Genomic DNA, 24,107 nt, shown 5'->3' with positions numbered 1-24,107 from the left:
ATGTCGTAATTTGTATTCCCTAAGGGCATAACTTATATTGGAGGAAATCCAGGATGATTTTAATTTTGTCACATTGATTGTGTAGACTGTTTCTGCTATAGTAGATGAAAAAGGAGAAGGATTATGGAAAGTTGTTATAAAGGAATGTTAGGATTGATTGGAAATACACCGCTGGTAGAGGTGGCAAACATTGAGAAGGAATTGGGACTTGAGGCGACAATTCTGGTAAAACTGGAATATTTGAATCCTGCGGGAAGTGTGAAGGACAGAGTAGCAAAAGCCATGATTGAGGACGCGGAGGAGAAGGGATTATTGACAGAAGGCTCTGTGATTATAGAGCCCACTTCAGGAAATACTGGGATTGGTCTTGCATCCATTGCGTCAGTAAAGGGATATCGGATGATTCTTACCATGCCCGATACTATGAGCGTGGAGAGAAGGAATATCCTGAAGGCTTACGGTGCAGAGCTGGTATTGACGGACGGTAGGGAGGGAATGAAAGGAGCCATTGAAAAGGCAAAGGAACTGGCGAAGGAGATTTCGGGGAGCTTCATTCCAGGACAGTTTGTGAATCCTGCCAATCCGGCGGTACATAAGGCGACAACAGGACCGGAGATATGGAGAGATACGGATGGGAAGGTGGATATCTTTATTGCAGGCGTAGGGACCGGCGGTACGGTTACGGGAATCGGTGAATATCTGAAAGAGCAGAACCCAGATATAAAGGTTGTGGCATTGGAACCGGCGGCGTCTCCGGTATTGTCGGAGGGAAAGGCAGGAGCTCATAAGATACAGGGAATCGGCGCAGGTTTTATACCGGAGGTTTTGAATACTGAGGTATACGACGAGATATTTAAGGCAAAGGATGGGGATGCGTTTGAGGCTGCAAAGCTGCTTGCCAGGAAAGAGGGGCTGCTGGTGGGAATCTCGTCAGGGGCGGCTCTCTATGGGGCGATTGAGCTTGCAAAAAAGCCGGAGAATAAGGGAAAGGTAATCGTTGCTCTCTTGCCGGATACAGGAGATCGGTATTATTCCACACCGCTGTTTACAGAGTAAAGTTTTAAAATTAGAGACGCAGAGGAGAAGGATTGGATTATGCTTGGAGAGAAAAAGGGAAGAAAACAGGATAAGTACGTCAAAGATTACGTTGTCTTTGACCTTGAGACAACGGGGACCAGTTGGGTAAACGACGCTGTGATTGAGATTTCGGCAGTTAAAGTGAAGAATGGCAAAGTGGTGGATACATTTTCCACGCTGGTGAATCCCCAAAGACCGATTCCGTACCGTGCGTCGCAGGTCAATCACATTTATGACGATATGGTAATAGACGCGCCTGTGTTCGAGAAAGCTTTGGCAGATTTTGACGCTTTTGTGGGCGGACATTTTCTGGTGGGACATAATATTCATACTTTTGATATGAAATTTATCTGGCGGGATGCAGAGTATTATTGGGGGAAGACATTCATTAATGACTACATAGACACCTTGTCATTGGCAAGACATTGCCTGCCCAAGCTATCCCACCACAAACTGGTGGACTTGGCGTCGCATTACCACATTTCCACGGATGGAGCGCACCGCGCTCTTGCCGACTGTAGTATGAATCAGAAGGTATTCGAGAAGCTGGGGGAGGAGCTGGCGTCACCGGCTGTTATGGAGAATATGAAGGTATGTCCAAGGTGCGGCCAGTTTCTAAAAAAACGCAGCGGAAGATTTGGGGATTTCTGGGGATGCAGCGGATATCCGGCATGCAGGTATACAGAAAATGTGTAGAAATTGGCATGAAAGTATTTAAAAAAATACTTTTTTTAAATATGGATATATGATAAGATTATGAAGATATAAACCCAAAATGATTTTGATAAAGGAGAAACCAATATGAAGGAGAGGAAAAAACGGTTGAAGCAGCTTCTGGCTGCGGCGTTAGCTCTTGTTGTGATTGGCGGTTCGGTGAACCTGCCCGCTCTGACATCGTTTGCAGAGGATGGGGATTCTGAGCAGGTGGATTTGCTGACGTCCGAGGAGGATGGAGAAGCGCCAGAAGCAGAAGAAGACAAGAAAGAGCCAGAGGAAAAGCAGCCGGAAGATAAGGGGCAAGAGCCGTCACAGACGGGGAAGCCGGAGGATGAAGCGACAGAGAAGCCAGAGGATAATCAGGAAGCTAATGGTGGTCTTGTAGAAGAAACGATGGATTTAAGCGGCTATATCTACCAGTGCGGCGGTTTCGGCGTGATGGATATGCCGATGATGCTGTCTCTGGATGATGAGTCAGGGGCGCGTGCCGCGTCCGATAAGGAGGCTGCAAAAACAGCCCTGCTGAACGGAATGAAGGCATGGGAGAAAAAGATTGATGTAAGCGCTTATCAGATATCCAAAGATGAGATGGAAGTGTTATTCGTAGATCTTGTGAATATGAATCCAGATCTGTTTTATGTGGTGAGTGCAACTTGGTCTTATACACAAGCGACTGGTATCGTAGTAAGTGTTACTCCGATATATAATCCTGCCTATACAGTGCAGAACGTTCAGATCTTCGAGAATGCTTTTAATAAGGCATACAGTGAAGCTGTTCCGAATCCGGCAGGTATGAGCAAACTTCAGATTGCAAGGGCATGCCATGATTATCTTGCACAGCATATGAGTTACGACACAAGCCTTCAAAAACGTGACGTCTATTCAGCGTTTGTAGAAGGAACGGGAGTCTGTCAGGGATATAGCCTTGCCTATGGCGCAATGATGAAAAGGGCAGGAATTCCCTTTGATTATGTCAATAGTACAGCTATGAATCATATGTGGAATGTTATTCAGCTTGACGGGAATTGGTATCATGTAGACGTGACATGGGATGACCCAACGGTGGACCGTTTAGGTTATGTCAGACATAATTATTTCCTGAATAGTGATACAAAGATAGGGAGCGAAGGAAAAGACGGTCATTACGAGTGGACGACAGCACAGAATTGTACCTCGACAACGTATGATAATGCATATTGGCAGGGCGGAGTATCTGCAATCTTTACGATTGACGGTAAGGATTACTATTTGAAGTATCCGACCAGCGGAAATAGTTTTGAGAATTTGCTGGTATGCAGGTCAGGGGATAAAGAGGAGACAGTGGCGGCATTTACCGCAAAATGGCTGGCGTCAAACGGCGGTTATTGGCAGGGAAGCTATTCCAGGCTCTCTTACTATGACGGAAGACTTTATTTTAATGATACAAATAATATTTACAGGGTAGACCCGAAGGCTGCTTCTGGTACAGACAATAAGAAAGTGGTTTATACGTATACAGGAGATGCGGGAAGTCTGTACGGCTCTTTGGTTTGTGACGACAAGATTCGGATGCAGGTGTCCCCAAGTCCAAATGAGGCGGGAACCAGAATCGAAGAACCCCTTCCGACAGGCGCGATCAAGGATGTGACTGTGACGGCAGAGCCATCCAGCGTTGAATATGGATATCAGAATCCACCGAAGATGAAAGCAAGCGTCACAGGCGCGGTGGAAGCAGCTAACGTGACATATGAATGGTATGATGTTACAACAGGCAGCGAACGTCTTATTTCTTCCACGGGCGCAGAGTGTGTAGCGGAAGCCAACTTACCGGTTGGAACTTATACATATCGTGTAAAGGTTTCTTCCGAGGACAGCAGGGTGTCTGCGGATGTTACATTTAAAGTTATACCCAAAAAGGTAAGACCAGAGGTAACCATAACCGGAGAGTATACATATAAGTTAGGGGAAGAAATCAAGCCAAGCCATAGTGTGGTTGTGAAGGCGGCTGATTCCGCGGATGTGGACATCACTCTTGAGAAGGATAAGGATTATACGGTAGAGTATCGTGACAATATCAACGCCGGAACAGGCAAGATGATTGTTACTGCCAAAGACGGTTGTAATTATACATGGGATTCATTGGAGGTTCCCTTTACCATCAATAAACTTGCCAAGGCTGACGAGAAGATTGAAATTAAAAATGGATACGGCAACTCAGGAGCATATGACTTGAAGCTGCAGGAAGGTACAAAGACAGGAACGCTTGTGGTGAAGGATACAGATCAGGTATTAAGCGGTGTTCCCAGCTTGACAGAGGCAGGAGTATTATCATATACACTTGTAAATGACAGTAAGAACAAGGACAAGCAGGCTGTTATTACGATTCCGGTTATGGAATCCGTCAATTATCTTCCATACAGCATTGAGGTTACTATTTTGGTAGTGGATAAGCTTAATCAGTCTGACTTCCGGTTTGTAACTCCTGTGGAGAACAGAAAATACGGAGATTCAGATTTTACTGTAGAGACAACAGGCTTTGCACAGGGCAGCAAAGTAACCTATCGTATTGAGGATACAGAGATTGCTGATATTGACAGCGCTGGAAAGGTGCATATTAAAAAGGTAGGAATGACCAGAATGATTGCCGTTGCAGCTTCTACAGATGAATACGCAGAGACAACGGCATACGCTGAACTGTATGTATCAAAAGCTGCCCTTAGTTGGGATACAAGCGACCTGGGCGCGGCAGACAGAGCAGATAATGCTGCGGGTGATGCTAAGACGGATGCAAAAGCAACGCTTTACGGTAGTCTGAAGATTAAAGGAGTGATTGGCTCTGATGACGTGAAGTTTGTATGTGGCTCTGATAAATTAACCGGAACTTACAAAGGTCTTAAGGCTGGCAAACAGGAGGTAACGCTGGCGTGGAAGGATGGAAATCCGGTTGTGCTGACAGGTGCAGATGCGGATAATTATGAATGTCCGGATCGTTTACCAACGATTACAGGTAATATTACGAAGATAACCATTCAGGATGTAGAGGTGGAGAATGGGGAAGCCGGCGTAGTATATAAATTAAAGCATGAAAGCGGCATTACCTATGTTCCGGCAGGTCTTGAGAAGAAATTTAAGACGCCAATCGAGATTACCAACACCATGAAGTCAAAGACGATTGGGGAGATCGAGAAGAAATTTGGAGCGAATTCTTCAAAAATCGCTGAGGTTTATGATGTGACGTTATGCATGGTAAATGAAAAGGGTGAACTGGTTGAGGTAGATGACAAGAACTTCCCGAAGGAAGGCGTAGTGGTAAAACTGGCGTATCCGGAGGGTACAGGAAAAGGAACCCATAATTTTGTAGCTGCGCATATGCTTACTGTAGATCGTAAGGATAAGAAAGCAGGAGATGTTGAATATCCGGAAATCACCAAGACAGATGCAGGAGTTGAATTCAGAGTATACAGTTTATCTCCGATTGCACTTGGATGGTCTGAGCTTGAGCCTGTTAAGGCAGAAGGAGGCAGCAACGGTGGCAGCAGTACTGGCAATGGGAAAGGAACCACTGTTCCGAGTAAAAAGCCTTCTCCGAAGACCGGTGATACGAATGCCATGTTGCTTTATGTTCTCTTTATGATGTTAGGAGCGGCGGGTATTAGATATACATTGAAGCGTAGAACGATGTAATAAGAGAATAAAGAACATTAAGAGGCAGAGGAGCATTTTGATATGAATCCTCTGCCTCTTGCCATTAATAGAGATTGAGGCCGCGGTTACCACAGTAAAGAGGGGCAAGGTTGTCATTTCTATCAAAGAAGGAAAGGATATCTATCTGGAACTTCCTATATAGAGCCTTTTGGTTACATGATAAGGCAAAGGACTTAAAAATCCTTTGCCTTAATTTTTTTCAATATTTTTTCAACAAATACCTTCGCATGCTCTATATCCAAGCTGTCAGGATGCGTCAGAGCCTCGTCGAAGTTCCGAAGGCACATGTTAATCTTTGCAGTATTTTCTGCTGTCCGCATAGCTTCGTATTTTTGACGAATCTTTTGCGGCATCTTGCCTTGGCAGATAAATGCTCCCAGATATTCATTATCAGACTCAATCCATGCATTTGCACTGTGCTCGATGGTACTGTAATATTCTGGAGAGTCGCCCATGCCACAGGTCCCAAACAGAGCAATCCGTTTGCCGCTTAGGTCATTCAGAAAATCACTGACCACCATACTGCAGGACCCCTGATGTACACAGAAGCCTATGAAATAGATACGTGCTTCCGGAATCATCTTGTCCGTCATGATGTCAATCAAGTCTTTGGAGGTTCCGGGAAGATGGGAGAAAATCGTTGCGGCAATTTTCTTTGTATTTCCGGATTCGCTCTGATAAAGTACGAGATATTCCAGCATGGCTGTTTCCCCTTTCCTAAGATTTTATCTATGAGATCTGTCTCGCCTATGGACTTAAATTTTAAATATAACCACCCGGCGCTCCGCCTCCGCCGCAGCAGAAACCACTGCCGCAGCACATATTACAGATTATATTAGCAATACATAGCTTTGTACACCAGTCTCCTCCGCCTGCAAACGTGGTTTGGTAAGGGCCTTGCTGCTGCTGGTACCAAGCGCCTCCGCTTTCAAAACGCCGGAGGAGGAACTGGTACTGCAGGTTATTAGGCTCAAGACGGTAAGCCTCCTGGGCATGTTGAAGGGCAATAGCATTATTGCCGATACCGGAGTTAGCAAGGGCGCTGTAATAGTACCAGCGGGCACTTCGGTCATGAATCCCGTTCAAAAGGTTTAAAGCTTCCCGATAATGGCGGCTGTTGATAAAGTTGGAGGCTGCCTTCATATGGAGGTCTTCTTCCGTCTCACCTCCGTTCGTTCCCGTATACTGGTATTGCGCGTTGAAGCCTCGGAAATTCCCGAAGCCGCCGTAGGTGTCAGAATCTTGGTATTCCCGTTCCTGCATAATCTGCTGGTAAGCCTGCTGAACCTCCTTAAATCGCGCTTCCGCCTGATCTTTGTTGGGATTATTAATATTTGCATCCGGATGATATTTACGGCTTAAGTTCCGGTATGCCTTTTTAATATCTTCGTCAGATGCGTTCTGAGGTATGCCCAGAACGCGGTATGGATCTGTCATTTTTCTTCTCCTGAATCTGAATTATTATGGTCTTAAGTGCGCAGCTTTTCGGTTACATGGGTGTAGCGGCACCAAACGCCAGAATATAGTATATTACGAAGAATGTCAGTATGCAAGAGGATTGGCAGTTTTTCAAATTCGCGGGAACATTCTGCCATCATAAGGGTCAGAAGCTTTTGGCAGTTTTCCGAAAACAGAGGGTCCTTTTGATACGCTTCCTTGAAAGGATTGTAATTGCCGGATTGTATATCCTTTGCCACATCCTCATAAGCGTCCATCAGGTAGATGAATTTGCCAAGGAAGAAACCAATCTTCCGAAGGGAAGCCTCCCACTCGTCTTTTCGGTATGCGAACAGCTCTGCCATAATATTTCCGAACAAGCCTGCCATGAGGTCGATGTTCTGTTCATTCCTTCTCTCCAGCAAAGAGAGCTGTTTTAAGTTGGAGGAGACTAAGGCAACCTTGGACGGGTACTGCCGCTTAATCTCTTTCATCTTGGGTGTCAGGAGTTTTGCCGCAATATACCCCTTTCGTCTGTGGTCATCCTCCCAGTCGTCTTTACATTTATAATAGGATAAAATGAGGTTGACAGCGGCGGCATACTCTGTGAATTTGTTCGTCCTTGCAGTATGTTTTTCCAGAGGGTGTGCAATGCAGTTTACAACTTCTTTTTTTGTTTCCGGTTCATAGAGTCCGGTCAGGAGTACGATTAGAAAGGTCATGTCAAAGGACAGGGTCACCTGTCCTCGGATGCCGTAACGCTCTTTCAGACATTTGCAGAGACCGCAGTAATAGGAGTGGTACATATCGTAATCCTTGAATTTCATCTCTGCCTTATTGATAGCAATATATCCAAACATCAGAAACCTCGTCTCACTAACTGTTTTTGATAAATGTGGAGTTACACTTGGGGCACCGAATCTCAATGCGCCCTTTGCCCCGCGGGATACGAATCTTCTGACGGCAGGCAGGGCACTTGTAGATATGGTGGGTCTTGCGCTGATGCATCAGGTTTTTCTGCTTGTAGAGGGCAGTCCTCAGCTTGTATGTCCGATTCAGATACCACTGATTTTCCGAAGAACGCTTGTAAATATTCCTGGAAAACATGCGAAAATAGGAATAAATGATACATGCCCAGGACACAAGCGACAAAATCATGCTGTTGCTCCAGCCTGCCAGAATCATGGTGATAAGTCCTGCAATAATGGTAAATTTACCCAGAGAATCCATTCCATAACGACCGTACATAAATCGAATTAGTTTTTCTTTCACGTATATCAACCTCCTAAATATATGTTCAATCATACGCTGTATAGAGGGAAAGTCAATAAATTGCAGATAAAAAATATATAAAGTTTTTAATCCAAAGTTCTGAAATGCTTTCATAGAAGGCTGGTTCGTGATATAATATCCTTTCAGAGAAAAGAGTGGAAGAGTGAAGATGATGAAGGAATTGACCAGATTAATCAAAGAAGATATGAAACCAGCGCTTGGGGTAACGGAGCCAGGGGCCATTGCATTTGCGGTTGCAAGCGCAGTCTCTCATGTACGTGGAGAGCTTCGGAAGGTACGGGTAGCATTGAACTCAGGAATGTATAAGAATGCCTATACCTGCGGTATTCCCAATTCCACTAATTTTGGGAATCTCTATGCAGCGGCGTTGGGGGCATTGGCGGCAGATGCTAAGAAAGGGCTGGAAGCTCTTGCGGATATTACGCCCGAAGATGACGCAAAAGCGGCGGAAATGGTGAAGGCTGGGCTGGTGGAGGCGGTTCTTCAACAGATCGGTTCTGAGATTACAATAGATGCAACGGTAGAGACAGAACAGGATTGCTGTGCCGTACATATTCGGGACAGCCATACCCATATTGTTTCTATAGAGAAGAATGGTGAACAGATTTATGTGGATAGAGAGTATTTGGAGGAAACGAAAGCGGGTGTCATATGTAACCCTTTGAAAAGGGAGACAAGAGAGGAAAAAAATACGGATGAGATTCCAGTTGTGCACCGATATTCCCTGAAGGATATCTTGAGTTATGTCAGGGAAGCTTCAATGGATGAGATTTCGTTTATCAGAGACGCATTTTCCATGAACATGGAGCTTCTTAAAGAAGGGATTGGGTCTGAGAGAACAACGATTACGAAGTGCCTGCTGAGAGAAAACGGAGGCAGTATTATTTCAAAAGATGCATTAAAAACGGCTCAGCTACTGTGTAACGGTGCTATTGAGGCAAGGGTGCTGGGGCTTGGCAGACCGGCAATGAGTATTACTGGAAGTGGAGCCCATGGAATTATTGCGACGATGCCGTTGTTGGCCCAGTATAAAGCAGAAGAAGATGGAAGCGGGGAGTTATGTCTTTTGAGGGCTGCTGCTCTTAGCTATCTGATTACCATGTATATAAAAGAGTACTCTGGAAGGCTGTCGGCGTTCTGTGGATGCGGAATTGCGGCAGGTACAGGGATGGCTTGCGGGCTTGCCTTTATGAAAGGCGGGGATGATAGTGTGATTGACAGAGTGATTCGGAATATGGCAAGTGGGCTGACCGGCATGATTTGCGATGGAGGAAACCATGGATGTGCCATGAAAGGGATTGTGGCCGTGGATGCGGCGTTTCGTGCTGTGGATATGGCGCTTTCAGGCGTGTGTATTGAGAGTATCCATGGAATCAACGGGCGAACACCGGAGGATACTATGAGAAATATGGGAATGATTGCTTCTCCGGGCATGGTTGGAACGGAAGAAACGATTGTGGAGATTATGGAGAATAAGTTTAGATAGAGGAGCAGAATTATGGAAGAAATTAAAAATGGCAGAAGACCGGACGGTAAGAGTATCTCCAATCGGCGGCCAGACGGCAGAAGTACCGTTAATCGGAGGGCGGATGGCAAAAGTATTGCGAATCGGCGGACGGACGGTAAAAGTATCAGCAGCAGAAGAACAAACGGACGGACGACGGACGGTAAGAGCAGCCACAAGAGGCGGTCAGACAGCAGGAGTATTCAGGAGGATAGGAGAGCGACCAGTGAAGAAAGAACCGGAGACAGACGACGGGGAAGAAGAAAAAAAAGAAAGAAAAACAGCCTGGTGACCAATATAATTCTGGTTATCGCTGCCTTTGTGTTCTGTATATCTGCCTTTCAGTTGATTAAGATTGGAAAAGGTTACTATGATGGCAGAAGTGAGTATGAAAAGATTCGTGAGCTTGCGATTGAGAAGAACAAAGACGAAGGAGCCAAATATAAGGTGAATTTTGATGAATTGCTTGCGCTGAACTCTGACACGGTCGCATGGCTGAGATTCGACCCAGAGCCTGCGATTATTAATTATCCGGTTGTCCAGGGGAAGGATAATGAAGAATATCTGCACAAGACATTTTCCGCAAATGAAAATACATTGGGAACCATTTTCCTGAATGTAGATAATAATGCGAATTTTTTAGATGAAAATTCTATTCTGTACGGGCATTATATGAATGATGGGTCCATGTTCCGTCACCTGGAGGACTATAAAGACAAGGCGTTCTGGGAGGCAAATCCCTATTTTTATATTTACACACCGGACGGGCAGGAGTTGGTCTACCATATTTATTCTGTAGGGGAGGTGCTGGATACTTCGGATACTTATCTGACGGATTTCCCTACAAATGATGATTATCAGAAGTTCCTGAATATGACGAAGGAAGTTGCCATGTATGACACAGGGATTGAGGTAACAACGGGTGATACTATTGTTACGCTGTCCACCTGTACCAGTGCGAACAATGACCACAGGTTTGTGGTACGGGGTGTGAAAGTAAAGGAGTAATTCATGAGAAATGATTATGTGTATGAAGTCGGGGATATTGTAACGCTGAAAAAGCAGCATCCATGCGGCAGCAAGGAATGGGAGATTTTAAGGGTGGGCGCGGATTTTCGTCTCAAATGTCTGGGCTGCGGCCATCAGATTATGATTTCCCGCAAACTTGTGGAAAAAAACACGAAGGATTTGAGGAAAAAGGCTTGAAACAAGCCATGGATTATGATATTATAATAAACCGTGATACAATGAATTTGTCGGTTACAGACGACAGATATCCTTGCTCGCGTTAAGGTATATTTTCAGGAGTACGCGGGCCAAAAGACCAGAAGGAGGTGCAGAGACGACATGAATAAATACGAATTAGCTGTTGTTGTCAGTGCAAAGATCGAAGATGACGAGAGAGCACAGGTAGTCGAGAAGGTGAAAGCGTTAGTAGAGCGCTTCGGCGGCCAGATCTCTGATGTCGATGAATGGGGTAAGAGAAGATTAGCTTACGAGATTCAGAAGATGAGAGAAGCATACTACTATTTCATCCACTTCGATGCTGAAGCTAACGTTCCAAGCGAGATTGAACAGAGAATCCGCATTATGGACAACGTGATCAGATATTTATGCGTTAGACAGGAAGCATAGGCAGGAAGTAGAGGTAATTATATGAATAAAGTAATTTTGATGGGACGCTTAACAAGAGATCCGGAAGTGAGGTATTCTCAGGGAGAGAACTCATTGGCAATCGCAAGATATACCCTTGCCGTTGACCGCAGATTCAAGAGGGACCAGGAGGCAACCGCAGATTTTATCAACTGCGTAGCCTTTGGAAAAGCGGCAGAGCATGCTGAGAGATTTTACCGTCAGGGGCTTAAGGTTGTAATCACAGGAAGGATTCAGACAGGAAGCTATACCAATAAGGACGGTGTGAAGGTTTATACGACTGAGGTTGTGGTTGAGGAGCAGGAGTTCGCTGAGAGCAAGGCTGTAAGCGATGCTAATGCAGGAGGTTTCCGTTCAGCGCCATCATCACCGGCACCAGCGCCGGCTCCCGTATCGGATGCAGGTGACGGCTTCATGAATATTCCGGATGGAATTGATGAAGAATTACCGTTTAATTAGGACTCGAAGGCGTGTGTACAGCGTACGCCGGCTTCGGTGAGAATGAAATAAGGAGGTAATGACCATGGCTTACGATAAAGGCAATCGTCCGGAAGGCGGCTTCAAGAGAAGAGGCGGCGGACGCAGAAGAAAGAAAGTATGTGTATTCTGCGGTAAGGAGAATAATGAGATCGATTACAAGGATGTAGCGAAGTTAAGAAAGTACATCTCTGAGAGAGGAAAGATTCTTCCAAGAAGAATCACAGGCAACTGTGCAAAGCATCAGAGAGCTCTTACAGTAGCAATCAAGAGAGCGCGTCATATTGCGTTGATGCCATACGTACAGGAATAATCGCTGATAAGTACATGAAGATACGGGCTGCCAGGAATTCAGTTTCCTGGCAGCTTTTTTGCAGTATAAGCAAGGTGCCGAAGCTTCTGGCATAATTGTTGATTTTTCTTGTATAATTGTATATTTACATTTCCCTGACCTTGCTTTCCGCTGGTTTTTTTGGTACATTATGTGTAAGGGACAGCAGTAAGGGCGGAAATTGGTATGATCGAGGAAGGTGTGTTCATTTAGGGGATGAAAGGATTATCTATGATAGTTGAAGTGATTGGAAGTAAAAAAGAGTTGGAAGATGTAGAGCCGTTCTATGTGGAACAGCTTTTGTGGGGGACCCAATCCATTCCAAAGACATATGGATATCTTGGGTTTGTTCCAAAGGAGGGCTTTTATCTGAAGATGGTATGTGAAGAAAAGGAGCCTCTTCGCACATATGAAAATGTTCTGGACCCTGTCTACAGGGACAGCGCAATGGAGGCTTTTTTTCAATTTGAGACAGAAAGAGGGGGGCGTGGTTCAGCGGTTTACTTGAATTTTGAGGTAAATGCTAACGGTGCGCTGCTGGCAGCCTATGGCAGCGGGCGGACATATCGGACGTTTTTTACCAAGGAGGAGTTGGAGGCATTTGATTGTAATGCAGCGGTGGAAGAAGAACGCTGGAATTTTCAACTCCACATTCCCCTAAAGATTCTGGAGGAGATTTATGGACCGTTGAATTTGGGAAGGGGAAGCAGGTTTTCCTGTAATTTCTATAAGATATCAGAGGCAAAGGAGATTGAGCATTATGCCTCCTGTTTCCCAATCCATTCGGAGATTCCGAGTTTTCATATGCCGGAATATTTCGGGGAGGCAGTAATTGCAGAGACTATTTGAAGATAAGCAAAATGACAGGCAGATGGTATATTTTCCTCTTATGAGGGCAGATATAAAAGAAATTAAATCAGGAGGGTATTTTGATGAAGATTTACAAAGCAGCAGATTACAATGAGATGAGCAGGAAGGCGGCAAATGTGATTGCAGCCCAGGTGATTATGAAGCCGGATTGTGTTCTGGGATTGGCCACAGGTTCTACGCCCATTGGGACTTATGAGCAGTTGGTTGAGAAGAATAAGGCAGGGGAGTTAGATTTTTCTGAGGTGAAGTCTGTGAACCTTGACGAGTACAAGGGGCTTCCCCGCACGAATGACCAGAGCTATTATTATTTCATGCATGAGCATCTTTTTGATAAGGTGAATATTAAACCGGAGAATACACATCTGCCGGACGGAACCAAGGAGGACAGCGCAAAAGAGTGCGCCCAGTATGAGGAGGTAATTCGTTCCCTTGGCGGTGTAGACCTGCAGCTTCTTGGTCTGGGACATAACGGGCATATCGGCTTTAATGAGCCTGCGGATGCATTTGACAAGGAGACTCACTGTGTAGACCTGCAGGAGAGCACGATTGAGGCGAATAAGAGATTCTTTGCTTCTGCGGATGATGTTCCGAGACAGGCGTATACCATGGGAATCGGTACAATTATGCGTGCGAAGAAGATTCTGGTAGTTGTAAGCGGAGAGGATAAGGCAGATATCGTGGCAAAGGCGTTCTTCGGGCCTGTGACGCCGTCAGTTCCGGCTTCTATTCTTCAGATGCATAATGATGTGACAATCGTAGCAGATGCGGCTGCATTGTCTAAGGTTCCACAGGAGTAAAAGATGAGTGAGCGCAGGAGAGGTCGGGTTACGATTCCGACAGATGTGGATGTAGTTCCGGAGACATTGGAGCTTGTGAAGCGATGGGGAGCGGATGCAATCCGTGACTGTGACGGGACAGAGTATCCGGAAGAATTAAGGAATGTGGATGCCAAGGTCTATTCCACATATTATACGACCAGGAAAGATAATGAATGGGCAAAGGGGCATCCGGATGAGATCCAGCAGATGTATATTATGACGCCGTTTTACAATGCTGTGGAGAGCACTCTTAGGATTCATCTGATGAACCACCTGTATCCAGATATGCTTGCCGTGAATTCAAGAGATGATATCAGTAGATGGTGGGAGGTTATTGACCGTACCACAGGGGAAGTGATTCCGGCAGAAGGTACATGCTTTGGTATAAGAGAGGGAGAGATTGAGCCGGAGGAGCAGTGGCACTATGAGGAGGATACCGGCGATGTGGTGATTACAGGGGCGAAGGAGTTCCATGATTATACGGTAAGCTTCCTTGCATATATTATGTGGGATCCGGTGCATATGTATAATGCAGTAACCAATGATTGGAAAGGCGTGGAGAAGCAGATTACGTTTGATGTGCGTCAGCCTAAGACGAAGGAATTCTCCATGGAGAGACTGCGGAAATACATTGCAGATAACCCGCATATTGATGTGATACGCTATACAACGTTTTTCCATCAGTTTACTCTGATTTTTGATGAATTTGCCCGTGAGAAATACGTGGACTGGTACGGATATTCGGCATCAGTCAGCCCCTATATTTTAAAGCAGTTCGAGCGGGAGGTGGGATATCCCTTCCGGCCTGAATATATTATTGACCAGGGCTATATGAACAATACTTATCGGGTTCCGTCAAAGGAGTTCCGTGATTTTCAGGATTTCCAGAGGCGGGAGGTAGCGAAGCTGGCGAAAGAGATGGTTGATATTACCCATGAGTGTGGGAAAGAGGCTATGATGTTCCTTGGAGATCACTGGATTGGCATGGAGCCGTTTATGGACGAATTCAAGGAAATCGGCCTGGACGCCGTGGTTGGAAGTGTGGGCAATGGGGCTACATTGAGATTAATCAGTGACATTGAGGGTGTAAAATATACAGAAGGGCGTTTTCTGCCGTATTTCTTTCCAGATACCTTCCATGAGGGCGGCGATCCGGTGAAAGAGGCCAAGGTGAACTGGGTGACGGCGAGAAGGGCAATCTTACGAAAACCGATTGACCGTATCGGCTATGGCGGTTATCTTAAGCTTGCTATGGAGTTTCCTGAGTTTATCGACTATGTGGAGGAGGTTTGTGAGGAATTCCGTGTCCTGTATGAGAATATCAAAGGAACGACGGCTCATTGCGTGAAAAGGGTTGCAGTACTGAACAGTTGGGGACGTATGCGGGCATGGGGCAACCATATGGTGCATCACGCTCTGTACTATAAGCAGAACTATTCCTATGCGGGGATTATTGAAGCATTAAGCGGCGCGCCTTTTGATGTGAGGTTTATTAGTTTTGAGGATATTAGGGAGAATCCGTCGATGCTGGATGATATTGACGTGATTCTCAATGTAGGAGATGCTTATACGGCGTATACAGGCGGAGAGAACTGGAAGGACGAAGGAATTGTGACTGCTATTAAGCGGTTCGTATACCGAGGAGGCGGTTTTATCGGTGTCGGAGAGCCGGCTGCTTACCAGTGGCAGGGAAGATTCTTCCAGTTATCCGGCGTCCTTGGCGTGGAGGAGGAAACCGGATTCACGCTGAATGTGGATAAGTACAACTGGGATGAACACAAGCATTTTATCACAGAGGATTGTAAAGGTGATATTGACTTTGGCGAGGGTAAGAAGAATATCTTTGCATTGGATGGGACCACTGTAATCTGCCAGCGGGATAAGGAAGTGCAGCTTGCGGCAAATGGTTTTGGAGAGGGGCGCGGCGTGTACATCAGCGGTCTTCCCTATAGCTTTGAAAACAGCCGATTGCTGTATCGGGCGATTTTGTGGGCTTCAAGCTCTGAGGATGAGCTTAAGAAATGGTTCAGCAGTAATTACAATGTGGAGGTTCACGCCTATATTAAGAATGGGAAATATTGTGTGGTCAATAATACCTATGAACCCCAGAGCACAACGGTGTACAAAGGAGATGGAACGAGCTTTGAGCTTGACCTAGGGGCAAATGAGATGATTTGGTATGAGATATAAAGTATAGGCTGAGTACAGAGGAGACAAGTATGTTAGCAGTAGTAAAAGAGCACGCGGGAGAGGGATTTGCGGTTAAGCAGGTGCCGAATCCTGTTTTGCGGGAGGATGATGTAATCATCAAGGTAAGGTCTGTTGGAATCTGTGGAACGGACGGGCCTATACTTGCCGGCACCAGGGAGGTGCCGTACCCGTTGATTCCGGGTCACGAGTTTGCCGGAGACGTTGTGGAGGTCGGTTCACGTGTGAAGAATCTGAAAGTGGGAGACCGTGTGACACCGTGTATTGTTATTGGGTGCGGGGACTGTGATATGTGTATTGAGGGAAAGGAAGTGCTCTGCGATCATCTGGTGGAAACGGGAATCCATGTGGACGGCGCTTTCGCGGAATATGTAAGGGTTCCGGCAAAGGTCTGCCGGAAGATGCGGGATACCACCACCTATGACCAGGGGGCGTCTGTGGACCCCATTGCATCTGCTTACCGCACTGTCAAGGCATCTGCTATTACATCAAAAGATGTATGTGTTGTGTATGGTCCAGGCCCTATCGGGCTGTATGCTGTGCAGCTAATCAAGCTGCGTGGGGCGAAAACGGTAATCTGTGTCGGGACGGAGGTAGACGTAGAACGGTTGGAGTTAGCGAAGAAATTGGGGGCGGATGTTACGATTAATGCATCTAAAGAGGACCCGATTGAGAAGGTTAGAGAGGTTACTAAGGGACGGATGGCAGATTTTGTACAGGATTGCGTTGGTGTGCCTGGTGTTCCGATTGCGGCTATGAACATGCTGAAAAAGGGCGGGACATATGCTGTAACAGGGCTGTATCACAGTCTGCCGGAGGTTGATCTTGGACAAGTGGTAAGGCGTGAGATTAACATCTATGGGACGATCTGCTATACGAGACAGGAGTTCGAGGAATGTCTGGACTTTGTGGAGGACGGCAGGGTAAAGGTAGAGCCGCTGATTACGCATCATTTTCCTTTGAAGGATATGGAACAGGCATTTGCTGTGATGCAGTCTAAACAGTGTATGAAAATTATTATGCATCCATAATGTTGTAGGGTGTGCTTTTGTAGATTTATAATCGGATTGAGGATATTTTTCTGAAGTAATTTCAGGGAAGTATCCTCATTTTTTTGGCATTTTTCTTGTTTTTTGCTGTTGAAAATGGTATGGGTGTGGAGATTTTTGGACACCTGTTTTGGTAAACTGATAGAGAACTTAAGGAAAACACGAAAACAGGAGGTGCTAGGAATGAAGGGTTATTTTGTAGCGGATGGTTATATGGGATATGTGAATGGAAGCTATCTTCTGTTTGCAGATGAAAGTGATTATCGCGAATTTTTGGAGGAAGAATAATGAGAGAGGTTATTGGTTCTGTATATGATTATAGATGTGGCAAGGATTTGAATATGTTTGGACAGGTAATAGGGTTCTTGTATTGTCCGGATACAGATAAGGAGGAAAAGACAGAGTTTGAGCTGTCTGGGCTGATTGCAGAGGAGTTGGAGGTGATGGGAAGGAAAGAACGGAGAGTCGTTATGAGAAGGGCGGGGCTTAATCCGGATTTATATGATTTTTAAGTTTAGAGTGTAATTGTTGTGGAACGAATTTTCTGTTAGATAGTTTTATGCTTTAATTATTAAAATAGATGATCAAGAATTATATAGGGTATATAAAAAAAGTCGCAGAGTAACCTACTCTGCGACTTCTTTTAAACAGCACATATATTATAACCAGCTAAAGCAAATAATTCAATACCTAAATTGGTTTTATGAAAATAAGAATACTAAGACACGGAAAAAATGAAAATTTTTATTTGAATTATCAGATTATTAATCCATATAATATTAATTTGTTCTTTTAAACAAACAATTTCTTTTTACACACTCCACTTTTTTGAACAAACATATAAAAATTTTTCGCAGAGTAGGTTACTTCACGAAAGAAGGGATTATTATCTGGTATATATTAGTCTGTCAAGGGCAGGATGAACAGCAGATACTCGATTCTTGCAGAGGAATTTTATCGGGGAAATCCTTAACAGACGCATTTGTTTTGACTTATGACAGGATGCGCCGCTATGAGGGAAACTGGCATCTGGAAAAATGTATTTTATTTCCAGAGAGGGTATTTTTGGAGAGCAGCAATGAGAAAGCTCTTAGGAATGCATTACGTCAGTGCCAGAATATCATGGAACAGAAAATTTCTTTGATTCGGCTTGAGATTCAGGACGAAATGTTCCTGAGAGATTTGTGTGGAAAAGAAAAGCATATGAAGATGTCCAGAGGTGTAATCCAAAAGGGAGGTGCCAGGGTGACCGAGGGACCTCTCAAAGGAAATGAGAACCGTATAGGCAAGATTGACCGGCATAGACGACTGGCTCGATTGAAGTTTACAGGGCATGAGTTGGGAAATGTGTGGGCGGGTCTTGAGATTTTTGAAAAGAATTGAGATGTGTTGACAAAAACAGATTCGGAAGATTGAGTTGTGGTTAGTGCCATGATTGGGTTGGAATCTGTAATATCTGGATGAAAATAAAAGGGTTCAGAGCTTTTATGGCTGTGGATATGGCGAAGCCTGCCCTTTATGGCTATATGTAATTGTGTTTTGTTTCTAAAAGGGGTGGGGAAATGTGGTATGTAATCCAGACCCAGACCGGAGGAGAAGAAGAACTGGTCGGGTTGATTGGGAAAATAATTTCAAAAGAATATTATGAGGAATGTTTTTGCATGAATCGGGAGTGTGTCAGAAAGACGGAGAAAGGGCAGGAGATTTTTCTGCGGCCGTTGTTTCCGGCATATATTTTTGTGGTTACCGATAATCCGAAACGATTATTTTTGGAGTTGAAGCGGGTGCCAAGGCTTACAAAGCTTTTGAGTGACCATGAGGATTCGTTTTATAGTGTGTCTGAGGAAGAACAGATTTTTCTGGAAAATGTGCAGAATGAGGAGCATATTGTGCAGCGTTCTCTGGTGGAGGTGGATGACGAGGGGATGATCGTGAAAGCCTATGGTCCGGTGGGGAGATATCGAAACGCAATTGTGAGGCAGAGGCTGAGGAAAAGGTATGTGTGTATTGAGCAGGATTTTTGGGGGAAGAAAAGGAAGATTTATTTGGGGATAAGGCTTAGGGAAGATGGGGAAAGGAGATGAATTAATATGGAACTTGGATTAAAAAATAAAAAAATTCTTATTGTTGGTGCTAGTAAAGGTATTGGAAAAGGAATCGCTATTGAATTTGCGCAAGAACATTGCGATATTGTTGCAATCGCACGTTCATCAGACCTTCTTAAAGATGTAAAAACAGAAGCGTTAGAAGCGGGTGCCGAGTCTTTTTCATATGAAGTACAGAATATCATGGAGTGTGATATAAAAGATTTTACAAAGCATCTTCTTAATAAATATGGACGATTTGATGTAGTTATACATAATGTTGGAGGATCACTTGTTTCAAAGAATTACCTTGGTCCTGCCGAGGATTGGGGGTATGCACTAAAGTTCAATGCGGTTGCTGCAATTGATATGAATAGTATATTGATTCCTCTAATGATTGAACATGGTTATGGGAGAATTATTCATATAAGTTCTATTTCAGCAGTAATGCTTCGGGGAAATCCGTTATATGCTTCATCAAAGGCTTTTCTTAATGCTTACGTTACAACGGTTGGCAGACAGCTTGCTTCGACAGGGGTGTTGCTTTGCTCTGTTATGCCAGGTGCAGTTTCCTTTGAAGGGTCTTATTGGGATAGATTTGTAAAAGAAGGACATCCGAGAGTTGATGATTTTTTAAGGCACCATCAGGCTGTTAATCGGTTTGGAACGCCAGAGGAAATAGCTGGTATCGTCGTTTTCATGGCTTCCAATAAATCATCGTTCATGCAGGCGACCAATATTCCTGTTGATGGTGCAAATATGTGAGGTATCTATGAAAAGATTATTTGACCTTATTGTTAGTTTTGTGGGGTTAGTTGTGCTTAGTCCACTTATGTTAATATTGGCTGTTATTATTACTGTTGACTCGAAAGGCGGAGTGTTTTTCAGAGGAGTGCGTGTTGGGCAATATGGTAAGGAGTTTAAAATATTTAAATTTCGGTCAATGCGTCCGGATAGTGAGGGACATGGAAAATGGAATGTTGGTGATAAAGATAATCGAATAACAAAAGTGGGACATTTTTTAAGAAAATCCAAATTAGACGAATTGCCACAATTATTGAATGTAGTTAAGGGAGATATGAGTCTTGTTGGACCAAGACCAGAATTACAGTACTATGTAAATATGTTTACGGAGAAAGAAAAACCAATTCTTGATTTAAAACCAGGTATTACGGATTGGGCGTCAATGACAAATTTTGAGCAATTCAAAGTTTTTACATCAGCAGATGATCCAGATAAATTTTATTTAGAGAAAGTTAGGCCGCTTAAGATTAAGTTACAACTGTATTATAGGTATAATCATAGTTTTATGGGTGATATTAAATGTATTTTTTGGACTGTTTTTAAAGTTCTTACACATTCGCAGAAACTGCCTGAAGATGTGCAGAGAATTGTAGAAAAGCATAAAATCAGTCAGGAGTAGTAAAAAAATAATTGAAAGGATGGAGAATATGTCTGGAAAATGGACAAGTAAACAATTAGCATGGAAAATTCGACGGCATGGAATAGAGATGACTCATTTATCTGGCGGAAGCCATATAGGTGCAATTTTGTCTGTAGCGGACATAGTGGCGGTACTTTTTGCAGATGTTTTGAAGTATAACTCTGGCGAACCGGAATGGGAAGAAAGAGATCGATTTATTTTGAGTAAAGGACATGCGGGCGCAGCGATATATGCAGCATTAGCGGAAGAAGGATTTTTTGCAGTACAAGAATTGAAAACACATTATCAAAATGGCAGCAGATTATCAGGGCATGTATCTCACCATCTTCCAGGAGTAGACTTTTCGACAGGTTCATTAGGACATGGGTTATCAGCAGGTGCAGGGATGGCGTATGCTTTAAAAAAAAATAGAAAAAGTAACAAAGTATATGTAATTCTTGGTGATGGAGAATGTGATGAAGGCTCAGTATGGGAAGCGGTGTTATATGCAAATCACTTTAGGCTAAATAATCTTATAGCGATTATTGATCATAATCATATGCAAAGTTTAGATTTTAATGAAAATACTTTGGAATTAGAAAATTTTGGTAACAAGTGGCGAGCATTTGGATGGCATGTAATTGAAATAAATGGAAATAGTCATAATGAATTAAAAGATGCTTTCAAGAAAGCAGAGGGATTCTGTAACAGCCTGATACATAAACCGACAGTGATTATAGCAGATACCATAAAGGGATATGGGGTGTCATTTATGCAGAATAATATTCTTTGGCATTATAGATTTCCACATGATGGTTGGGAATATGATTGTGCTGTAAACGAATTATATGCTGTTAAACCGGAAGGTGTTGAAGACCCTTACACACCCAATGGAATAGAAAATCCACTTTATCCAACTGAAAAAGATGATATTAATAAAGACCATACAGTTTCGAGTACCTGGAATACAAATTATCCAGAAAATATGCGGCGTGTTAAAGTGTTATCTGAAACTATAGAAAGAAGATCAATTTTATGAGAGATACATTTGTTAAAACGTTAGTTGAATTAGCTAAGAATAATCCACAGATAGAATTAGTCACGGGTGATTTAGGATTCGGAGTTTTGAAGCCATTTTGGGAACAATGTCCAGATCAATTTACTAATGCAGGAATTGCTGAACAGAATATGACATCTATGGCGGCAGGAATGGCGTTAGAGGGGAAAATAGTATTTACATATTCTATCGGTAATTTCCCAACGCTGCGATGCTTGGAACAGATCCGAAACGATTGTGCATATCATAAAGCAAATGTAAAGATTGTATGTATCGGTGGAGGTTTTGTCTATGGCTCTCTGGGGATGAGCCACCAGGCAACTGAGGATTTGGCCATATTAAGAGCGTTGCCGGATGTTGTTGTAATGGCGCCTGGTGATTTAGTTGAGGCAGAGGCTTGCACTAAAGCATTGGCGAAGTATAGTGGAACTGCATATTTGAGACTTGGTCGTGGAGGAGAAAAAAGTATTCATAAAAAGTTAGATAATTTTCAAATCGGTAAGGCTATAAAGGTTAAGGAGGGAGAAAAAATAGCAATTTTTTCAACAGGTGCAATTTTTGAAGAAGTTCAGGAAGCAACAGATTTGCTAATCAGAAAAGAATATAATCCTGCTATATATACCTTTCCAACAGTAAAACCTATTGATAAGGATACGATTGAAAAAGCTGCTAAAAGATATCAGTTGATTGTTACATGTGAAGAACACAATATTATTGCTGGCTTTGGCTCAGCAGTAGCTGAGATTATAGCTGAGATGAAAGATAAGAGGGCTTCACTTCTTAAGATAGGGGTAAATGATGAATACTCTGTCAAAGTGGGAAACCAGAAATATTTGAGACAGCAATATGGAATGGATGCGAAAAGCATTGAAAAAAGAATTATAGAGGAATTACAGAATGTATCATTCATATAGCGTTTTAATGTCTGTATATGTGAAGGAAAATCCATATTATTTAAAGCAAAGCATAGATAGTATGCTTAATCAAACAATTCAAACCAATGATTTTGTAATTGTAGAAGATGGGATATTAACGAAAAAGCTTCAAATGATTTTGGATAAGTATGCAGATGACTATCCGTTTATCCATTTGATCAAAAGAAACGAAAACTCCGGACTGGGAGCAGCTCTTAATGTTGGAATAAAATATTGTAAAAATGAGCTGGTTGCAAGAATGGATTCTGATGACATTTCACACAAATTGAGATGTGAAAAACAATTAAGAGAATTTAATATAGACAATAATTTGGGAATCGTTGGAACAGATATAGCAAGGTTTTCAGGGGAAATTGATAATATACTGAGTATTAAGAGGATGCCGCAGACATGTATGGATATCTATCAGTTTGGAAAGCAGAGGAATCCATTCAATCATCCCAGCGTTATGTTTAAAAAAAGTATTATCATAGAAAATGGTGGATATCCGGAGAGTATAAGAGGGGAAGATTTTGCTCTATTTACAAAAATGATATCGAGAGGAATTAAGGGGAAAAATATAGGCGAGCCGTTATTATATTATCGGACAGATTATAATCAGTTTATTAGAAGAACATCCTGGGATGATACAAAAGCAGTAATTAAAGTAGCTCATAGAAATAGAAAAGAAAGATATTGTAGTTTATGGGATTTTATAAAAGTAGTTGTGAAAATAAGAGCATAAGAGGTCTTATATCAGTCATAATACCAGTATATAATGCGGATAAATTTATAGATAAAACAGTGAAATCTGTGCTTGCACAAACTTATAAAAATATAGAAATCATAATTATTGACGATGCATCCACAGACAATTCTTATATGAAAATTGAAAAAATGCTCATGAATAATGAAAATATAAGATATTACAGACAGCCAAAGAATATGGGGGTGGCAGCGGCTAGGAATAGAGGGATTAAATTAGCGAATGGGCAGTATATTGCCTTTTTAGATAGTGACGATTTATGGAAACAAGATAAATTGGAAAAACAAGTTAAGATAATATGTGAAAAAGGTGCAGAAATTGTATTTACAGCAATTAAGATTATCGATAAAGATGGCAAGTTAATTAAAAATAAAAGGAAAATTAAAGAGAGGATCAATTATAAATTTCTGTTGTCTAATACAATGATAGCAACATCAAGCGTGCTGTTGGATTTGGATAAAATTGGTAAATTTCAGATGCCTCTGCTTCATTTGGGCGAGGATTATGCTACATGGTTAATGCTTATGAGAAACGGGAGGGAGGCATATGGAATTAATGAGGCACTAACTCTCTATAGAAAGTCGGCAAGGTCTCTGTCATCTAAAAAGTTAAAAAATTGGAAAGTAGTGTGGAATATTCAAGTAAAATTTGAGGGAGTATGCCCTGTAAAGGCGTATATAAATTGTTTGAGATATGCTGTAAACTCAGTTAAAAAGTACTTTTTATAAAGGAAGTAAAAATGAAG

General features: G+C 43.0%; 27 protein-coding genes. 23 read left to right on the top strand and 4 right to left on the bottom strand.

What is annotated here, in order from left to right; all coding sequences use genetic code 11:
* The first annotated feature begins 123 nt into the window (after positions 1 to 123).
* From cysK to GN277_RS26375, 3 genes are all read left to right on the top strand, one after another.
* Complete coding sequence (gene cysK, locus GN277_RS26385; RefSeq protein ID WP_159755785.1) at positions 124 to 1,056, top strand: cysteine synthase A; 933 nt, start codon at positions 124 to 126, stop codon at positions 1,054 to 1,056.
* 39 nt (positions 1,057 to 1,095) lie between these two features.
* Positions 1,096 to 1,773, top strand: a complete 678-nt coding sequence (locus GN277_RS26380) for a 3'-5' exonuclease (protein ID WP_159755782.1) — start codon at positions 1,096 to 1,098, stop codon at positions 1,771 to 1,773.
* Positions 1,774 to 1,878: 105 nt separating this feature from the next.
* Positions 1,879 to 5,457, top strand: coding sequence for a transglutaminase domain-containing protein (locus tag GN277_RS26375; protein ID WP_159755779.1), 3,579 nt, complete (start codon positions 1,879 to 1,881; stop codon positions 5,455 to 5,457).
* A 194-nt stretch (positions 5,458 to 5,651) separates the two neighbouring features.
* Here GN277_RS26375 and bilS read toward each other — a convergent pair whose 3' ends face one another.
* The 4 genes from bilS to GN277_RS26350 all read right to left on the bottom strand — a co-directional run bounded on the left by bilS (position 5,652) and on the right by GN277_RS26350 (position 8,187).
* A complete protein-coding gene (gene bilS / locus GN277_RS26365; RefSeq protein WP_159755776.1) occupies positions 5,652 to 6,179 on the bottom strand; it encodes a flavodoxin family protein BilS in 528 nt (175 codons plus the stop codon).
* A gap of 61 nt (positions 6,180 to 6,240) precedes the next feature.
* Complete coding sequence (locus tag GN277_RS26360) at positions 6,241 to 6,915, bottom strand: J domain-containing protein (protein ID WP_159755773.1); 675 nt, start codon at positions 6,913 to 6,915, stop codon at positions 6,241 to 6,243.
* A gap of 32 nt (positions 6,916 to 6,947) precedes the next feature.
* Positions 6,948 to 7,775, bottom strand: a complete 828-nt coding sequence (locus GN277_RS26355; RefSeq protein ID WP_159755770.1) for a DUF5685 family protein — start codon at positions 7,773 to 7,775, stop codon at positions 6,948 to 6,950.
* Between the two features lie 16 nt (positions 7,776 to 7,791).
* Positions 7,792 to 8,187 (bottom strand): hypothetical protein, encoded by a 396-nt coding sequence (locus GN277_RS26350; protein WP_159755767.1) that lies wholly within the window; start codon positions 8,185 to 8,187, stop codon positions 7,792 to 7,794.
* A 172-nt stretch (positions 8,188 to 8,359) separates the two neighbouring features.
* Between GN277_RS26350 and GN277_RS26345 the strand changes: the two genes are divergently transcribed.
* The 20 genes from GN277_RS26345 (at position 8,360) to GN277_RS26255 (ending at position 24,090) form a co-directional block, all read left to right on the top strand.
* On the top strand, positions 8,360 to 9,694 hold the full coding sequence (locus GN277_RS26345; protein ID WP_159757223.1) for an L-cysteine desulfidase family protein: 1,335 nt from the start codon (positions 8,360 to 8,362) through the stop codon (positions 9,692 to 9,694).
* 28 nt (positions 9,695 to 9,722) lie between these two features.
* Entirely contained in the window at positions 9,723 to 10,004 is a 282-nt protein-coding gene (locus GN277_RS30635; protein WP_244325009.1) for a hypothetical protein, read from the top strand.
* On the top strand, positions 10,001 to 10,720 hold the full coding sequence (gene srtB / locus GN277_RS26340; RefSeq protein ID WP_322101274.1) for a class B sortase: 720 nt from the start codon (positions 10,001 to 10,003) through the stop codon (positions 10,718 to 10,720). Before GN277_RS30635 ends, srtB begins: the two co-directional genes overlap by 4 nt.
* A gap of 3 nt (positions 10,721 to 10,723) precedes the next feature.
* Positions 10,724 to 10,918, top strand: a complete 195-nt coding sequence (locus GN277_RS26335) for a DUF951 domain-containing protein (RefSeq protein WP_159755761.1) — start codon at positions 10,724 to 10,726, stop codon at positions 10,916 to 10,918.
* A gap of 141 nt (positions 10,919 to 11,059) precedes the next feature.
* The gene (rpsF, locus tag GN277_RS26330; RefSeq protein ID WP_159755758.1) at positions 11,060 to 11,347 is read left to right on the top strand and encodes a 30S ribosomal protein S6; all 288 of its coding nucleotides are present in this window, start codon (positions 11,060 to 11,062) and stop codon (positions 11,345 to 11,347) included.
* Positions 11,348 to 11,368: 21 nt separating this feature from the next.
* Positions 11,369 to 11,824, top strand: a complete 456-nt coding sequence (locus tag GN277_RS26325; RefSeq protein ID WP_159755755.1) for a single-stranded DNA-binding protein — start codon at positions 11,369 to 11,371, stop codon at positions 11,822 to 11,824.
* A 64-nt stretch (positions 11,825 to 11,888) separates the two neighbouring features.
* Positions 11,889 to 12,155 carry a 30S ribosomal protein S18 gene (rpsR, locus tag GN277_RS26320; protein WP_016221384.1) on the top strand — a complete coding sequence of 89 codons (267 nt, stop codon included), beginning with the start codon at positions 11,889 to 11,891 and terminating at the stop codon, positions 12,153 to 12,155.
* 249 nt (positions 12,156 to 12,404) lie between these two features.
* Positions 12,405 to 13,022, top strand: coding sequence for a carbohydrate-binding family 9-like protein (locus tag GN277_RS26315; protein WP_159755752.1), 618 nt, complete (start codon positions 12,405 to 12,407; stop codon positions 13,020 to 13,022).
* Between the two features lie 83 nt (positions 13,023 to 13,105).
* On the top strand, positions 13,106 to 13,840 hold the full coding sequence (gene nagB / locus GN277_RS26310) for a glucosamine-6-phosphate deaminase (protein WP_159755749.1): 735 nt from the start codon (positions 13,106 to 13,108) through the stop codon (positions 13,838 to 13,840).
* Between the two features lie 3 nt (positions 13,841 to 13,843).
* The gene (gene gnpA / locus GN277_RS26305) at positions 13,844 to 16,051 is read left to right on the top strand and encodes a 1,3-beta-galactosyl-N-acetylhexosamine phosphorylase (protein WP_159755746.1); all 2,208 of its coding nucleotides are present in this window, start codon (positions 13,844 to 13,846) and stop codon (positions 16,049 to 16,051) included.
* A gap of 29 nt (positions 16,052 to 16,080) precedes the next feature.
* Positions 16,081 to 17,100 carry a zinc-dependent alcohol dehydrogenase gene (locus GN277_RS26300; protein ID WP_159755743.1) on the top strand — a complete coding sequence of 340 codons (1,020 nt, stop codon included), beginning with the start codon at positions 16,081 to 16,083 and terminating at the stop codon, positions 17,098 to 17,100.
* A 305-nt stretch (positions 17,101 to 17,405) separates the two neighbouring features.
* Entirely contained in the window at positions 17,406 to 17,630 is a 225-nt protein-coding gene (locus tag GN277_RS26295) for a hypothetical protein (RefSeq protein ID WP_159755740.1), read from the top strand.
* A gap of 316 nt (positions 17,631 to 17,946) precedes the next feature.
* Entirely contained in the window at positions 17,947 to 18,501 is a 555-nt protein-coding gene (locus GN277_RS26290) for a hypothetical protein (RefSeq protein WP_159755737.1), read from the top strand.
* Between the two features lie 179 nt (positions 18,502 to 18,680).
* Positions 18,681 to 19,202, top strand: coding sequence for a transcription termination/antitermination NusG family protein (locus GN277_RS26285; RefSeq protein ID WP_159755734.1), 522 nt, complete (start codon positions 18,681 to 18,683; stop codon positions 19,200 to 19,202).
* A gap of 6 nt (positions 19,203 to 19,208) precedes the next feature.
* A complete protein-coding gene (locus GN277_RS26280; protein WP_159755731.1) occupies positions 19,209 to 19,967 on the top strand; it encodes an SDR family NAD(P)-dependent oxidoreductase in 759 nt (252 codons plus the stop codon).
* 7 nt (positions 19,968 to 19,974) lie between these two features.
* Complete coding sequence (locus tag GN277_RS26275; RefSeq protein WP_159755728.1) at positions 19,975 to 20,625, top strand: sugar transferase; 651 nt, start codon at positions 19,975 to 19,977, stop codon at positions 20,623 to 20,625.
* Positions 20,626 to 20,653: 28 nt separating this feature from the next.
* Positions 20,654 to 21,664: a transketolase gene (locus GN277_RS26270; RefSeq protein WP_159755725.1), complete on the top strand. Its 1,011-nt coding sequence runs from the start codon at positions 20,654 to 20,656 to the stop codon at positions 21,662 to 21,664.
* Complete coding sequence (locus tag GN277_RS26265; protein ID WP_159755722.1) at positions 21,661 to 22,596, top strand: transketolase family protein; 936 nt, start codon at positions 21,661 to 21,663, stop codon at positions 22,594 to 22,596. Before GN277_RS26270 ends, GN277_RS26265 begins: the two co-directional genes overlap by 4 nt.
* Before the next feature lie 7 nt (positions 22,597 to 22,603).
* Positions 22,604 to 23,341 (top strand): glycosyltransferase, encoded by a 738-nt coding sequence (locus GN277_RS26260; RefSeq protein ID WP_159755719.1) that lies wholly within the window; start codon positions 22,604 to 22,606, stop codon positions 23,339 to 23,341.
* On the top strand, positions 23,302 to 24,090 hold the full coding sequence (locus GN277_RS26255) for a glycosyltransferase family 2 protein (RefSeq protein WP_159755716.1): 789 nt from the start codon (positions 23,302 to 23,304) through the stop codon (positions 24,088 to 24,090). Before GN277_RS26260 ends, GN277_RS26255 begins: the two co-directional genes overlap by 40 nt.
* The last annotated feature ends 17 nt before the right edge of the window (positions 24,091 to 24,107 follow it).

Origin of the sequence: Sporofaciens musculi, from assembly GCF_009830285.1 — a bacterium.
In the GTDB taxonomy this organism is placed as follows: domain Bacteria; phylum Bacillota; class Clostridia; order Lachnospirales; family Lachnospiraceae; genus Sporofaciens; species Sporofaciens musculi.
This window is presented reverse-complemented; position numbering and strand designations above follow the sequence as displayed.

Bases quoted from the DNA above. Each gene is read 5' to 3' on its own strand.
- cysK (WP_159755785.1), top strand. From the start codon at position 124: ATGGAAAGTTGTTATAAAGGAATGTTAGGATTGATTGGAAATACACCG.
- GN277_RS26380 (WP_159755782.1), top strand. From the start codon at position 1,096: ATGCTTGGAGAGAAAAAGGGAAGAAAACAGGATAAGTACGTCAAAGAT.
- GN277_RS26375 (WP_159755779.1), top strand. From the start codon at position 1,879: ATGAAGGAGAGGAAAAAACGGTTGAAGCAGCTTCTGGCTGCGGCGTTA.
- bilS (WP_159755776.1), bottom strand. From the start codon at position 6,179: ATGCTGGAATATCTCGTACTTTATCAGAGCGAATCCGGAAATACAAAG.
- GN277_RS26360 (WP_159755773.1), bottom strand. From the start codon at position 6,915: ATGACAGATCCATACCGCGTTCTGGGCATACCTCAGAACGCATCTGAC.
- GN277_RS26355 (WP_159755770.1), bottom strand. From the start codon at position 7,775: ATGTTTGGATATATTGCTATCAATAAGGCAGAGATGAAATTCAAGGAT.
- GN277_RS26345 (WP_159757223.1), top strand. From the start codon at position 8,360: ATGAAGGAATTGACCAGATTAATCAAAGAAGATATGAAACCAGCGCTT.
- GN277_RS30635 (WP_244325009.1), top strand. From the start codon at position 9,723: ATGGCAGAAGACCGGACGGTAAGAGTATCTCCAATCGGCGGCCAGACG.
- GN277_RS26335 (WP_159755761.1), top strand. From the start codon at position 10,724: ATGAGAAATGATTATGTGTATGAAGTCGGGGATATTGTAACGCTGAAA.
- rpsF (WP_159755758.1), top strand. From the start codon at position 11,060: ATGAATAAATACGAATTAGCTGTTGTTGTCAGTGCAAAGATCGAAGAT.
- GN277_RS26325 (WP_159755755.1), top strand. From the start codon at position 11,369: ATGAATAAAGTAATTTTGATGGGACGCTTAACAAGAGATCCGGAAGTG.
- rpsR (WP_016221384.1), top strand. From the start codon at position 11,889: ATGGCTTACGATAAAGGCAATCGTCCGGAAGGCGGCTTCAAGAGAAGA.
- GN277_RS26315 (WP_159755752.1), top strand. From the start codon at position 12,405: ATGATAGTTGAAGTGATTGGAAGTAAAAAAGAGTTGGAAGATGTAGAG.
- nagB (WP_159755749.1), top strand. From the start codon at position 13,106: ATGAAGATTTACAAAGCAGCAGATTACAATGAGATGAGCAGGAAGGCG.
- gnpA (WP_159755746.1), top strand. From the start codon at position 13,844: ATGAGTGAGCGCAGGAGAGGTCGGGTTACGATTCCGACAGATGTGGAT.
- GN277_RS26300 (WP_159755743.1), top strand. From the start codon at position 16,081: ATGTTAGCAGTAGTAAAAGAGCACGCGGGAGAGGGATTTGCGGTTAAG.
- GN277_RS26295 (WP_159755740.1), top strand. From the start codon at position 17,406: ATGAGAGAGGTTATTGGTTCTGTATATGATTATAGATGTGGCAAGGAT.
- GN277_RS26285 (WP_159755734.1), top strand. From the start codon at position 18,681: ATGTGGTATGTAATCCAGACCCAGACCGGAGGAGAAGAAGAACTGGTC.
- GN277_RS26280 (WP_159755731.1), top strand. From the start codon at position 19,209: ATGGAACTTGGATTAAAAAATAAAAAAATTCTTATTGTTGGTGCTAGT.
- GN277_RS26275 (WP_159755728.1), top strand. From the start codon at position 19,975: ATGAAAAGATTATTTGACCTTATTGTTAGTTTTGTGGGGTTAGTTGTG.
- GN277_RS26270 (WP_159755725.1), top strand. From the start codon at position 20,654: ATGTCTGGAAAATGGACAAGTAAACAATTAGCATGGAAAATTCGACGG.
- GN277_RS26265 (WP_159755722.1), top strand. From the start codon at position 21,661: ATGAGAGATACATTTGTTAAAACGTTAGTTGAATTAGCTAAGAATAAT.
- GN277_RS26260 (WP_159755719.1), top strand. From the start codon at position 22,604: ATGTCTGTATATGTGAAGGAAAATCCATATTATTTAAAGCAAAGCATA.
- GN277_RS26255 (WP_159755716.1), top strand. From the start codon at position 23,302: ATGGGATTTTATAAAAGTAGTTGTGAAAATAAGAGCATAAGAGGTCTT.